The sequence below is a fragment of the Terriglobales bacterium genome, assembly GCA_035651655.1.
In the GTDB taxonomy this organism is placed as follows: Bacteria; Acidobacteriota; Terriglobia; order Terriglobales; family Acidobacteriaceae; genus DASRFG01.
Genome location: DASRFG010000029.1, coordinates 1 through 14216, shown reverse-complemented (window position 1 = coordinate 14216; position 14216 = coordinate 1). Strand labels below are relative to the sequence as shown.

Below are 14216 nucleotides of genomic sequence, written 5' to 3'. Positions count from 1 at the left end.
AAGTCACCGTCTTTCCGCGAATACACTTCTAAAACACAGCCGTGGTAGCACTCGCCTTGTTGTTTCCAGGTGACAAATCCTGAGTTTTTGCGCTCACCTGGGCGGTATCGGTTATAGAACTTCCTTTCGCGGAATGAACGGTACTGGTTAGGGTGAGCGTCCACAGCGCTCCCTTTGGCAAAGAATTCAGGCTGCAGGCCACAGTCCCGGTGCTACCGACGGCTGGGTGGGAACAGCTTCCAGCGGTGATCGTGTAAGAGACGAAGGTCGACCTACTCGGAAGAACATCCTTGAGGACGAGCCCAGAGGAGGTATCCGGGCCATTATTGGACACTCGGGCAGTGTAGGTGAGATTCGAGCCCTGCGCCACCGAACTGGAGGATTGCGTAAGTTTCATTGCCAAGTCCCCCGCGATAACGATCTTTGATAGAAATGCGTCTTGGGCTCCCCGTAACGTTGCCTGATATGCATTGGAGGTGACGGGGAAGCGGTCTGACGTGGCGCTTCCGGTAACATACGCGTTAAGTCCGGTATCGAGGGCTACGCCAGTCGACCAGTCCTGTTTGTTACCTCCCAAGAGAGTGGAGTAGAACCTGGTTAAGTTGCTGTCATTGTGACGAAAGTCAATGAATGCATTCCACGTACCGGCATTAGTGCGTTGGAATGCGTTCGCGGTTACCGGGAAGTTGGTTGAATTCGTCGAACCGGAGATTGCGGGATAACCATACCTAACAGCCACAGCTGTTCCAGACTCCTCGCCACCGCCACCGATGTAGGTCGCATAGGCCAAGCCACCGGTTGAACTCAGCTTTAACAGAAAGGCGTCTGATGTTCCGCCACCAAAAGAAGACTGAGACGCGTTCGAGGTCGTCGGAAATCCTGAGCGCAGGCCCTGTCCCGTCAAATATGCATTGCCAGATTGATCCACTGCAATGGCATTGGTAATTGCTCCACCCACTATTACGGAGTACAGATACGAACTCCCGCTCGTGTTGAGCTTCATTACGAAGGAGTTGCTTCCAGTGCCGTATTGAGTGGTATGGGGAAAATTTGGAGAATCGGTGGGACCGGCGACGTAGGCGTGACCGCTGTTATCAATGGCAATGCCACTGATGCCGGTACCTGTGCTGCCTGCGACTCCGATTAACGTTGTGTAATCTACCGATGAGCTGCCAGATTTAGTGGTGTCGAGTTTTAATATGTAGCAATTGGTCGCGCTTCCTATCTGGCTTCCCGGGGGAGAGGCTGGCCCGGCATCCTGGTTCCAATTGCCAGCCACGTACAGGTGAGCCGCGCTATCGACCGCTACTGCGTTGGCACTCGCGTCTCCCTCGAGGTTGTACTGATAACTGTAGAGCAGCCGGGAGCCCGTTGGATCCAGCTTCTCGATGGAAACTTCGGACTGGAAACAATCGTCGCAAGGCAAACCTGTGGAAGCGATATAAGCGTTGCCAACAGCATCCACTGCCAGTGGAGGATCCGAATGAGGCTGGAAATTCCCGTCACCGACCCCGGGACCAAGAAAAGTGGAATACAGCAATTTCCCGGAAGGAGAGAACTTGGCAATGAATTCATCTGCGGAATAACAACCATTACTGCGCGTGCAGGGTTGACTAATGGTGGAATCGTACGCACCTGGGGTGATGGGGAAATCCACAGCAGTCGTGAATCCGGATACATAGACGTTGTTAGAGGCATCAATTCCGATGCCGCTACCGAGAGACGTGGCTGCAGACGAGACGCCATCCGAGGTTTGCGTGCTCCCGCCTATGTAAGTTGAATAGGTTAGAACGGGATCAATGACCAGTTGCTTATCATGATTGTATGGCGCCAAACTAAACCCGACTTTGTTGCCGCTCAGGAGTCTGTAGCGAGCCGGAATTAGCACGCGCGTACTGCCGACTTGTTGATAAGCCAAGGGCTTATGTTGGAGGAACTGGCCTGCCGGCGTCTGCACTACGAGATCTCCATTGTGATCAACGGAGATGTTGCTGGCGCCAAGGATCTTAACAGCGATATCTCTCAGGTGTGAGCGCGGAGCAGCAGCAATGTCATATTCTAGTCGCCCATTGCGTGAGTAATACTCAAACACAACTCCAGGAGCAACGTTTTCGTAGTGAACCCGAGCGTAACTTGGGATACCTCTTATATCTGCGGCGGAGTGCCTACGGCGCAAATAATTGCTTCGCGTAGGTAGCTGATGTTCACCCACAACGCGCCGCCGCGACATACGGCCGGGACCGACCGGCACAAAGCCGATCGTCGCGAGACCTTGTTTGTCCGGAAGAGGAACTACCAACAGCGCAGAGGAAGAGGTGAAAAATACCGTGTAACCAGGCGCTCGTCCCAAAAACTTGACGGCGGAATCGGCCTGTCCCTCATTGCGTTCGAATGTTAACGGAAGACTGGTCCGCGGTGAGAACTGGGCCCTAGAGGACCCGCCGGTGTTTGTTGCACCACACAGCGACAACACGAAACAACATAGAACTGCGGGCAAAAGCCACTTTGGGGATGTCATGCAAGCCTCGGCAGGGGAACCTTAAGGATGGGTAAAAGAGCAGCAACTGGTCACATCCGTTCTGAGTTTTAGAGTTCTTGGCCAGGAACTCGGGTTGGCCGGGTTAAGAGTCTATTTGGCGGTGAGCGGCGACCCCAGACCCTTGGAGTCGTACGTCTGCGCAGCCAGCAAACAGCGTCATTAGTGCGGGAGATAGCACCGCGCGTCAATGTTCATAACTGGAACTGACATGTGGATGGCGCGAGTTTGAAATCAAGGTCCTTTGTGCTGAGCTTTCTGAGCAACGACTTTGGCAACCAAGGCAAGCAGTTCGGTCGGTTCGGGGTCAATGAGAAAATCTGCACCTTGAACAGGCCCCTCACCGGTTTTTTTCAGCGCGATTATGGGGGCCGAGTAGTGAGCGCGAAAAGCAGCGACCAGGGATTCCTTGTCTTTGTGGGGAATTGAATGCCCAAGAATGAAAAGATGATATGGATTGCCGCTGTTGCATTCATCCAAGGCTGCTGTGTATCCGTGGGCAGATACTACTTCGCACCCCTGACGCTCAAGCAACAATTGGCGACTCTTGAGCAGCCCTTCATCGTATGACACTGACAAAATCCTTGGCATTTGACAACACTATAATAGAACGAATTAACCCTGGCGATGGCCGTTAGTTGCGACCGAAGTACATATTCAGTTCGGCATTTTTTGCCAACGGAGATCACGGCGGGCCTGAGCGCAAAACGCCACCACCGCCGCAAAGCCGACAGATTAGCTACTGTTCCACAATCAGTAGGTTCGAGGTTCGATTTCTACGCATTCACTGCGTCCCTGTGTAAACTAAATCGCCGTTACCTCGAAGTATGCTCCTGCAGTGGGTGTTTTGAATCCAAGTCAAGGTTCAGCTCAAGGACGTTCACGCGGACCTCCCCCAAAAATCCAAGCTGCCGGCCTGCAGTGTGGGTAGCGATCAGTCCGCGGAGCTGATCTTCGCTGATTCCGCGTTCGCGTGCCACGCGGGCGATCTGGAAATCCGCAGCCGCAAGAGAAATGTTGGGATCCAGGCCAGAGGCAGAGGTGGTGACCAGATCGATTGGGATAGGCTTTCCCGAATTCCCGGCCGACAACGCAGCGGCGTCCTGTTGTACGCGGTCAATCAGCTTATGGTTGGTCGGCCCCAGGTTCGTGCCACCTGAGTTCGCAGCATCGTAACCATTTCCCGCTGCCGAGGGTCGAGAATGGAAATATGCCGGACCAGTGAAGGGCTGGCCGATGATCCGCGACCCGATGATGGTTCCGTCGCGCTGGATCAATTGGCCATTGGCCTTAGCAGGAAACACAAGTTGCGCGATGCCGGTGACTACCAGCGGGTAGATGATACCTAGCAGTATGGTGGTCGCGATGGTCATCCAGAGGGCAGTGAGCAAATTATTTTTCATGTAAGCTTCTCTACGCCAGACCCACGTGCATGATTAAAACATCAAGCAGTTTGATCCCAATGAACGGGATGATAATTCCCCCAAATCCATAGAGCCACAGATTGCGCCGCAACAGCGCGGCTGCCCCCATCGGCCGGTATTTCACGCCCCGCAGCGCGAGAGGGATCAACGCAATAATAATGAGAGCGTTAAAGATGACCGCCGATAATACTGCCGACTGGGCGGTCTGCAAATGCATAATGTTCAGCGCATTCAGCACCGGGAAGGTGCCGGCGAACATCGCCGGGATAATCGCGAAATACTTGGCAACGTCGTTCGCGATAGAAAACGTCGTCAGCGCGCCGCGCGTCATCAGAAGCTGCTTGCCGATTTCGACTACCTCGATGAGTTTAGTGGGATTGGAGTCGAGGTCCACCATGTTGCCGGCTTCTTTGGCGGCCTGCGTGCCGGTGTTCATGGCCACGCCAACGTCTGCCTGGGCCAGGGCGGGAGCGTCGTTGGTGCCGTCGCCGGTCATTGCGACCAGCTTGCCACCGGCTTGTTCCCGCTTGATCAAATCCATTTTATCCTTGGGAGTGGCTTGCGCCAGGAAGTCGTCCACGCCAGCCTCACGCGCAATGGCGGCAGCGGTGAGCGGATTGTCACCGGTAATCATCACGGTTCGAATACCGATGGCACGAAGCTGGTCAAAGCGGTCGCGCATTCCGCCCTTCACAATGTCCTTTAGTTCAATGACACCAAGTGCACCGCGACCTTTCTCGGCAACTACCAGCGGCGTGCCGCCGAAACGGGCGATTTGGTCCACTTGCTCCTGGACCTGGCTCGGGAAATCGCCGCCGTTTTGACAGACATAGTTTCTTATTGCGTCGGTCGCACCCTTGCGAATTTCGAAACTATCGAGGTTCACACCGGACATGCGCGTCTGCGCCGAGAAGGGCACGAACTGAGCCTCCCGAGACGACAGCTCGCGACCACGCAGGCCGTACATCTCTTTGGCGAGGACCACGATCGAACGGCCTTCGGGGGTCTCGTCCGCCAATGAAGAAAGCTGTGCGGCGTCTGCCAACTCTCGCTCCGTGACCCCTGGCGCCGGAATGAAGCGCGATGCCTGGCGATTGCCGAGGGTGATGGTGCCAGTTTTGTCCAGCAGGAGCGTGTTCACGTCGCCGGCCGCCTCCACGGCGCGGCCCGACATGGCGAGCACGTTGTGCTGAATCAGCCGGTCCATGCCGGCAATACCGATGGCCGAGAGCAGGCCGCCTATGGTGGTCGGGATCAGACACACCAGCAGCGACACCAGCACGAAGACGCTCTGCGGCGAACCGGAGTAGATGGCGAAAGGCTGCAGGCTCACGACCGCCAGCAAAAAGATGATGGTCAAACCGGCGAGCAGAATATTCAAAGCAATTTCATTGGGCGTTTTTTGGCGTTCCGCACCTTCCACCAGGGCGATCATTCGATCAAGAAAGGTTTCGCCGGGATTGGAGGTCACCTTAACTTTGATGTGATCCGAAAGAACCCGAGTGCCACCCGTTACTGCTGAGCGATCGCCGCCAGCCTCGCGAATGACGGGCGCGGATTCGCCGGTTATGGCAGACTCGTCAACTGAAGCTACGCCCTCGATGATCTCGCCATCCGAGGGGATGAATTCACCTGCCGAGACAAGGACCGTATCTCCAGCGCGCAGGTGTGAACTGGGAACTTTTTCGCTCTTGCCATTCACCAGAATGCGATTCGCCACCGTCTCCGCGCGTGCTCGGCGCAGGGTGTCCGCCTGGGCTTTGCCGCGGCCTTCCGCCATGGCCTCAGCGAAGTTAGCGAACAGCACCGTGAACCACAGCCACAGTGTGATCTGCAGATTGAACTTGAAGGCTGTGCCGCCGCGGACCAGCAACACAGTTGTGATTACGCTGCCAATCTCCACCACGAACATGACAGGGTTCCCCATCATCTTGCGCGGGTTAAGTTTCAGGAATGCGTCCCATATGGCACGACGAACGATCTTCCATTCCCAGACAGCCTTTTTCTTGGTCGCCATAAATAATTCTCAGAACGTCTTGCCAGCCATCATCAACAGGTGTTCCAAAATCGGTCCCAGGCTCAAGGCTGGGAAAAAAGTCAGCGCGCCCACAATGATGATCACGCCGACCAGGAGCACGGTGAACAGCGGCGTGGTCACGGGAAAAGTGCCGAGCGATGGCGGCACATAGCGCTTGCGAGCGAGATTGCCGGCAATTGCCAGCATGGGGATGATCATGAAGAAGCGCCCAATCAACATTGTTAAACCACCGGCGGTGTTGTACCAAAGCGTGTTCGTGGTCAGTCCTGCGAAGGCAGAGCCGTTGTTTCCCGCTTGCGATGTAAAGGAGTAGAGGATCTCGCTCAAGCCGTGCGGCCCGGGATTCAGAATGCTCGAAGTGCCGAACGGCTTAATTGCCGAAATCGCCGTGAAAACCAGGATCACCAGCGGAAACACCAGAACTACAAGCATGGCCATCTTCACGTCGTAGGCTTCAATCTTCTTTCCGAGATACTCAGGCGTGCGGCCCACCATAAGTCCGGCGATGAATACCGCCAGCACCACATAAATAAGAATGCCGTACATCCCGGCGCCCACTCCGCCGAAGATCACCTCGCTGAGCATGATGTTCACCAGCGGCACCAACCCGCCGAGCGGCGTGAAGGAATCGTGCCAGCCGTTGATGGCGCCGCAACTTGCGTCCGTGGTGACAGTGGCCCACAAAGCTGTATTGGCGATTCCGAAGCGTACTTCCTTGCCCTCCATATTTCCGCCCGGTTGCAGAGCGTTCACACGCTGGTCAACGCCGCTTGGCAGCAGCGGATTTCCGCGAGCTTCCGCCCAGTACGTGGTGCTCACACCGGCTACAAACAGAACTGCCATGGCCGCCCACACTGCCCAGCCATGCGCTTGTGAGCCCGTCATGCGGCCGAGTGTGTACGTCAAACCGGAAGAAACTGCGAAGATCGAGAACAGTTCAATGAGGTTAGACAATGGTGTCGGATTCTCGAACGGGTGAGCGCTGTTGGCGTTAAAAAAACCGCCGCCGTTCGTGCCCCACTCTTTGATAATTTCCTGTGAAGCTACGGGACCCTGCGCGATCACCTGTTCCGTGACCGTGTCCATCACTGGCTTGCCGTCGGGACCGACCATCGGCTTGCCGTCAGGGCCGGTCTTCTGCACCTGCTGGGGCTCGACGAGTTTCACCGTGTCATAGGGCTTAAGATTTTGAACCACGCCCTGCGAGACCAGGAGCAGCGAGCCAACCAGGCAGAACGGCAGTAAAACCCACAAAGTGCAGCGCACCAGATCAACCCAGAAGTTGCCGATCGTTTCCTTCTCGCGGCGCGCGATGCCTCGAATGAAAGCGATGGCCAGCACGATACCTACGGCGGCAGAAATGAAGTTGTGGTAGGCAAGGCCAGCCATTTGGGTCAAATAGCTCATGGTGGTTTCGCCGCTATAATTCTGCCAGTTGGTATTGGTGGTAAAAGACGCTGCCGTATTGAACGCCAGCGCGGGCGGGACCGCCGCCAGTTTTTGCGGATTGAACGGCAGGAATCCCTGTATACGTTCCATCAAGTACAGGAGCAGCATCGGCACCAGGCTGAATAGCAGCATCGAAACGGCGTACTCCGTCCAGCGCATCTCATGGTTTTCGTCCGCTCCGGTCACGAGGTAGAGCAGGCGCTCGACGGGGCGCAGCACCGGATCCATGAACGTCCTCTCGCGGCTGAAGACGCGCGCCATGAAGATGCCTATGGGTTTGGTGACCGCGAGAACCAGCCCGAAAAAGACAGCGATCTGCAGCCATCCATTCACCGTCATGTCAGAATTTCTCCGGGCGAAGCAGCGCGTATAGCAAGTACACCATCATCAAAGCGCTTACTGTGAGCATGATTGCCGATTCCAGGTGCATAGCGTTTTGATCTCACTTCTCTTTTTCGCAGAAGCGAACGTAGCCAATAGACATGACGAAAAACAGTACCGTCACCGCGACGAAAATAAAATCCTGCATACAACCTCCGAAAAAGCTACGGACGAAATTGTGAATCGAACGTCAAAATCACTCCCAAAATCAAAAGGTTTTGCGTTGCTGTGAGTCGAGCCACGCCCGGACGAACTTCCCCATCGTTGAAGAAGCCACCGCCGGGCCCGCGGGAATCGTCGACCCGATGCTCCAATCGTATGATGGCATTCGCTTGCCGGAATGGAATGCGGTATTCCAGCGTGCTGGTGAAGGCTTTAACCGTCTGCGCGAATCCGGTCCAGCGCCCGTTGCGATCCCATGCAACCTCAGGCCTCACGGTCGCGCTCCAGTGCTTGTTGAAACTCCAGTGCGCCGGCAACTGCGCCGACATCCACAAGGCGCGCGGATTTCCAGCCGTAGCAACTCTTTCTTCTGACACCTGATATTCGAATGCAATCGTAGCCGGGTCGTGCTTCCACTCTGCGATACTGTCAGACAAGAACCGCCAGAACTGAAGTGATGTATCCGACTGGTGTGGCCCGTAGAGCACCGTCTGTTTAAAGGTCGTGTGCTCAGTGGGTTTGAACGCAACTTGGCCGCCGGAACTCGGAACACTGTTGGCGTCAGCCAAATGCCAATAGCCGTTTATCACAAAAAGGGCGGCTGTTAGCTTTTTAGTAAGCGGATATTGAGCGTTGACGCCCAACATCAAATAGGGCGTGAAGTCTGCGCCCCAGGGGCGTGTGTAATTGAAGTTGTCCTTGGCATAGAGCGAGTCGTAGCCGATAAAGCTGCTGAAAATTCCACCTTGCAGCGTCAGTCCCTTACCGACTGGTGCCAAGTAGGAAACGTTGGTTGGCCCAAAATGGCGCAGCCACTCGGACCCGGCAAGGTTGGGTGCGGTTGCGGAGAATCCAAACACCCTGGAGTCTTGTCCACCCTGCACAGTCAATTGCAATCCCCAGCGCGATAACTCGGAAGTGTTCTTCTGCACGTATGCGGCGGCCATGTTAAGAATTGGCTCGTCAACCTTGTAAGTCGTGCCTCGGCTGCGAAACAAATGATTTGAAGGGTAATTGAAATCCAACAAGTAGGCGGAGTCCACGAATCCGCCATATTGCCAGGGAGGTAGGGCCGGCGCATTTGCCTGAGTATCTGATTGCGCTCGCAACGAAGTGACCAGCAGGGCGATGGTGCAAATTCCAAGCTGAAGGTGCCGATCTCTGAGACGAGATGATGGCCGAATGAACATTGCCGCGGTCAATTCAATTCAACAACGCCAGGCATAAAAGGGGGATAAAAAGTGCATAAAAGTTTTGTAAAAATCCGGGAGACTCGTTCTGTTCGCAGAAGAATGGCTGGAGGAACGAGCTACTCGCCCGGCTCGAAGCGATAGCCGATCCACGGCTCAGTCAGGATGTAGCGAGGATTACCTTCCGAGGGCTCAATTTTCTTGCGCAAGTGGTTGACGAAGACTCGAGTGTATTCGGGCTGCTCCACGCTGTTTTCGCCCCACACACCCGATAGCAACGCGCGATGAGTCACCACCTTGCCGGGGCGACGTGCCAAATAAACCAGCAGGTCGAACTCTTTCGGAGTCAGGCGCACTTCTTTGCTCCTCACGTGGACAGTGTGCGCTTGCAGGTCGATACGAAAATGCCCGACTGCGATCGGCCCCTGGTCGAGTGCTTGGGTCGGCACTGAGCGCCGCAGGGCCGCGCGCACTCGCGCCAGCAACTCAGGCACGCTGAACGGCTTGGTCACGTAATCGTCAGCGCCGGCATCCAGCGCTTCGACTTTGATCTTGTCTTCGCCTTTTACCGACAAAACTATGATCGGCGTCTGCGACTTCGACCGGATATAGCGGCACAACTCCAGGCCGTCCATGTTGGGCATTCGCAGATCGGTTATTACCAGGTCGGGCGACCACTGTTTGATGGTTTGGACTGCCTCATCGCCATCGGCAGCGGTTCGGATGGCGTATCCGCGAGTGGACAGGGTGGTCTTCAGGACGCGAGTGATTTGCGGCTCGTCATCAACTACGAGGATTTTTCGCTTCTCATCTTCAGGCATTTGCGATGCTCACTTCACCTCTTGGGTTACGATGTGAACATCCACAGGCGGAGCATCGCGCAGGAACTTGTGTATTGCCGAAAGATAGAGGTATCTCCTCCAACCGCTCTGAGCTGAACGTCCAAAGATCACTTGTGTGATGTGATTTTCGCGGACGATTTTTGCGACTTCTTCCGCAACAGTCGTGCCTTTGCCTCGGAGGATCTTGGCCCCAAGGTTCTGGGCAAACTGAATGTTCTGGGCCAGCGTGCGTTGTTCTTCCGGACCTTTATCTCTTCCCACGTCCACATAAATGACGAACAGTTCTGCATCTATCCGATTGGCCATTCGACCTGCGCGCGCGATCAGATATTGCGCGACGGGGTTGGAGCTAATGCAGACGCCAATGCGCTCACGAACGGCAGCGCTGCCCGTGCCTTCCCTGTCGAGATAAGATTCCAGGCTGCGATCCACCGCTTTGGCGACCTGCTGAAGAGCCAGCTCTCGAAGAGCGATGAGATTGCCGGGGCGGAAGAAATGTCCCAGCGCTCTTTCCGCTCGGTCCACCGGGTAGATGTCACCACGCCGCATGCGCGTCTGCAGTGCTTCTGGGGTCAGATCTGCCAAAACAACCTCATTCACCCGCTGCAGCACCCAATCTGGGACCGTTTCGCGGACTGGAACGCCAGTAATGCTTTGGACGAGGGGCGTCAGGCTTTCGATATGCTGCACGTTCATAGTTGAGATGACGTCGATCTTTGCGTCCAGGAGTTCCATAACATCTTCGTAACGCTTACGGTGTTTGCTGCCCTCGATGTTGGTATGGGCCAGTTCATCCACCAGCACAACTTGCGGTTTGCGGGCGAGGATGGCATCCACGTCCATCTCTTCGAAAGACGCACCTTTATATTGCATCTGTCGGCGGGGGACGCTATCCATCCGGGTTGCAAGCTCCGCGACTGCCTTACGTCCGTGGGTCTCTACCACGCCGATCACGACATCCTCGCCACGGCTATGGCGGCGGATCCCCTCGCTGAGCATGTTGTAGGTTTTACCCACGCCCGGGGCGTAGCCCAGGAAGAGCTTGAAGATCCCTCGCTCCTTTGGCGCGGCTGTTTCTTCCAGCCATTGCTCAGGCGTCTTTGGCATTGTGGCTATTCTCGTCGACAGTCGGCACAAATGTCGAATGGAATACAATCATGCGCGTGAAAGACATCCGGCGACCATTATTGCGTTTCGTTGCCGCGGTATCGATAGTTGCCGCAATCGCCTATGTCTATTGGAGGATAATTCATGTCAATCCCACGACCGTGGGATTCACTTTCTTGCTCGCCGTACTCTTAATTTCCGCTACCTGGGGAATGAGGTACGCGATTTTCACGGCTCTGCTTGCGACACTGGCCTACAACTATTTTTTCCTGCCACCATTGTTTCATTTCACTATCGCCGACCCACAAAACTGGGTAGCGCTCCTCACGTTCCTGGCGACCGCAACAATTGCCAGCCAATTATCCGAGCGAGCGCGTCGCGAAGCATTGCAATCGCATCAGCGCCGTCGCGAGCTGGAACGGCTTTACATGTTTAGCCAACAACTCCTGCTTAGCGATAACGTCTTTGGATTGCTGAACAACGTTCCCGGATTCGTGGTGGCGTCTCTCGGAGTAAGCGGCGCCGCTATCTTTCTGGAGAACAAGCAGAAGACTTACTACTCCGACATTGCGGTCCAGTCGCTCATTTCAACGGAACAGTTGAACGCCATCAGCAAGCGCGGGGAACCTGTGCTGGATCGGCAACATAGTACGTGTTTCATGCCGTTGCGGATGGGGGTGCGCTCGATTGGAAGCCTGGGGCTGCTCGGCTGCAGTTTGTCTCGCGAGACGCTGGAGGCAATCGGCAGCCTGGTGGCCATTGCCATAGAGCGCGTGTCAACCATGGAAAAGCTCACAAAAGCCGAGGCCTCGCGGGAAAGCGACCGGCTCCGTTCATTGCTGCTCGACTCCGTAACCCACGAATTCCGGACGCCGCTCACCGCAATCAAAGCGTCCGCGGAGACGCTTCTGTCTGAAGTCGAACTCGACAAGCCGCAGTTGAAAGACCTGGCCACGGTAATCAACGAGGAAAGCGATCGGCTCAATCGCCTGATCGGCGAGGCAACGGAAGTAGCACAATTGGACGCTCATCAGGTCGAGCTTAATTTCCAGCCATATCAGATTCGCGAAGCCGTGGATTCCGCGCTCCAGGACTCCAAGCACGTTCTGGAGAACCATAAGGTGGACGTCTCCATCCCCGATAATCTTCCCCCGGTGCGTATGGACGTGCGGCGTATTGCCGAAGTGCTTGCCCAGTTGCTGGAAAATGCAGGCAAATACTCGCCGCCGGGCACGCCTGTGCACATCACCGCCGAATTGCGCGACAGCCAACTGGTGACCAGCGTGGCCGACCACGGCCCTGGCATTGACGATATTGAACAGTCAATGATTTTTGAGAAGTTCTATCGTGGGCGAAACCAGAGAGTATCCATTCAGGGCACCGGTATGGGATTGGCGATCGCAAAAGCGATTGTCGAACTACACGGAGGCACAATCGGTGTGACTAGCCAGCTAGGCCGGGGATCGGTGTTTTATTTTTCGTTGCCAGTAGCGTGTTAAGGCGCGCTCACTGGGCCCGGCAGAGAAGTTGGCAACCGGCCCTCCTAGTTAGACGGCGATGGAACTGTGGTAACAGCCTCCTTGACTTCCTGAAGCTGATGAAGCTCGCGGAGGGTATTATTCCAGCGGTCGGCGCGCCGTTTGGTGGAGACTGGCGCGTGAAGGTCTTGATAAAATGACAAAATGTTGTCGCGCAATTCTGGGCTGACTGAAGTGAACTTCTTTGCGGCGATTCTATCCAGGAGCGTAGAGTAGGTGTCATCGGTGAGCTTGTACTCCCCGGCCTTGGTCTCATTACCCGTATCGAAGTCGCGATTCACCAGCTTGGTCTTGCCCGCTTTCATCCCAGCCATCAGCAGACGGTAATTATCCAGGGTGTCATTGATGCTTTTCAGGAAAAGGTCCTCGGTTTGGGTATTGGGGAGCTCGAATTCCATGGCTTTAAACGGACCGATTTTGGGGATCAATCGAAATATGAATGCGAGAATTCTTGCGCCCGGACCGGGGGTCCGAAATTTTCTGCCCCACTCCTTTGCATACTGTGCGCGTGAGATGTGGTACAGGAATCTCTTCTTGTTGCGGCCGGGTGTTTCTACAACCGCGTCAGCTGGCTTGATCAACAGCGCGACTCGCGTCATTTCTGGAATGACGCTGCTGATGGCGCGGCGATAAGTGCCTATCGCCAAGTCGACATCGTTAAACATGTCCGACAGCTCCAGGCCGTAATTTTTCTTGAACGCGCGTTCCAGCAAGGGTTTTGAAACTTCGAATCCAATGAAGTCGTGGTACGCGTCAGAGGCGAAGCGGTTTTTTGCCACCTGCGTTACGTCGAAGCCAAACTCAGTGCGGATATGGGCTTTGGGATCTTGGGCGAAAGTGACTGACTCGCCGTACTTCTTCCGCAGCTTGGGGAAACGCAGCGACACTGCATGATTGATGGCGGGATGGCCGCTTACGTCAGAGGCGTAGTGGGCGAGCGCGCCCAAGGCGAAAGCATACTCGTTAAGATCGGCAGACTCTGTGATCAGGGCCTCCACAAAATCGCCGCTGCGCACGTAATGCACAAGGTCGCTGAACTGGCGATTGCCGAATGGGTAGTAGCCCATGTCCTGGATCAGGCAGCCACCATAGGCATAGGCGTGTGCGCGGCGCAGATTCTCCGGCGTCGCATCTGGAAAGCGCTGCAACAGAAGATCGCGTATGGGGTGCTCCCAGAGTAGATCCACGACTTCTTCGTGGGTAAGGACGGAGTAGCTGACGCACAGGGGAGCACTCAAGGCACATACGAAGAAAAGAAGGATACTCACGGTGCGAAGCCAGTGCCGTTGGCTGAGATCTTCATCGCACATAATCGCTTTATCCGCGCGTACCGAAGACCCAACCAGCGCCGGATTTCTCGTGCTGTCCGGCGTTGTTGAGTCGGTCCGAAGTGATGAATTACTGTGGGTCTTTCTGGTCCGCACGCTCTTGCTTTTTCTCCCGGTCACCCCGATCACTTTCTGTAGTGACGGCTTCTTTGATTGCGTGACCGGTTTTCTTGCCTCCCCGGCCGAATCCTTTACCCATTTCCTTACCTGCCGCGATGGGC

The 14216-nt window shown here is 55.5% G+C and carries 10 protein-coding genes; 1 reads left to right on the top strand and 9 read right to left on the bottom strand.

Features of this window, described 5'->3' with window-relative positions; genetic code table 11:
* Window positions 1-28: 28 nt before the first annotated feature.
* From VFA76_14435 to VFA76_14400, 8 genes are all read right to left on the bottom strand, one after another.
* Complete coding sequence (locus VFA76_14435; GenBank protein ID HZR33039.1) at window positions 29-2350, bottom strand: SBBP repeat-containing protein; 2322 nt, start codon at window positions 2348-2350, stop codon at window positions 29-31.
* 420 nt (window positions 2351-2770) lie between these two features.
* The gene (locus VFA76_14430; protein HZR33038.1) at window positions 2771-3073 is read right to left on the bottom strand and encodes a hypothetical protein; all 303 of its coding nucleotides are present in this window, start codon (window positions 3071-3073) and stop codon (window positions 2771-2773) included.
* Between the two features lie 278 nt (window positions 3074-3351).
* On the bottom strand, window positions 3352-3939 hold the full coding sequence (gene kdpC / locus VFA76_14425) for a potassium-transporting ATPase subunit KdpC (protein HZR33037.1): 588 nt from the start codon (window positions 3937-3939) through the stop codon (window positions 3352-3354).
* Window positions 3940-3949: 10 nt separating this feature from the next.
* A complete protein-coding gene (gene kdpB / locus VFA76_14420) occupies window positions 3950-5977 on the bottom strand; it encodes a potassium-transporting ATPase subunit KdpB (protein HZR33036.1) in 2028 nt (675 codons plus the stop codon).
* Window positions 5978-5986: 9 nt separating this feature from the next.
* Window positions 5987-7786 carry a potassium-transporting ATPase subunit KdpA gene (gene kdpA / locus VFA76_14415; GenBank protein ID HZR33035.1) on the bottom strand — a complete coding sequence of 600 codons (1800 nt, stop codon included), beginning with the start codon at window positions 7784-7786 and terminating at the stop codon, window positions 5987-5989.
* Window positions 7787-7992: 206 nt separating this feature from the next.
* Complete coding sequence (locus VFA76_14410; protein HZR33034.1) at window positions 7993-9192, bottom strand: outer membrane beta-barrel protein; 1200 nt, start codon at window positions 9190-9192, stop codon at window positions 7993-7995.
* Window positions 9193-9299: 107 nt separating this feature from the next.
* A complete protein-coding gene (locus tag VFA76_14405; protein ID HZR33033.1) occupies window positions 9300-10001 on the bottom strand; it encodes a response regulator transcription factor in 702 nt (233 codons plus the stop codon).
* Between the two features lie 9 nt (window positions 10002-10010).
* Window positions 10011-11129 carry a universal stress protein gene (locus VFA76_14400; protein ID HZR33032.1) on the bottom strand — a complete coding sequence of 373 codons (1119 nt, stop codon included), beginning with the start codon at window positions 11127-11129 and terminating at the stop codon, window positions 10011-10013.
* Window positions 11130-11179: 50 nt separating this feature from the next.
* Here VFA76_14400 and VFA76_14395 point away from each other — a divergent pair, with 50 nt between their 5' ends.
* Window positions 11180-12628 (top strand): ATP-binding protein, encoded by a 1449-nt coding sequence (locus VFA76_14395; protein ID HZR33031.1) that lies wholly within the window; start codon window positions 11180-11182, stop codon window positions 12626-12628.
* Window positions 12629-12672: 44 nt separating this feature from the next.
* On the opposite strand, the gene VFA76_14390 is transcribed toward VFA76_14395, so the two are convergent.
* Complete coding sequence (locus VFA76_14390) at window positions 12673-13977, bottom strand: zinc dependent phospholipase C family protein (GenBank protein HZR33030.1); 1305 nt, start codon at window positions 13975-13977, stop codon at window positions 12673-12675.
* Between the last annotated feature and the right edge of the window lie 239 nt (window positions 13978-14216).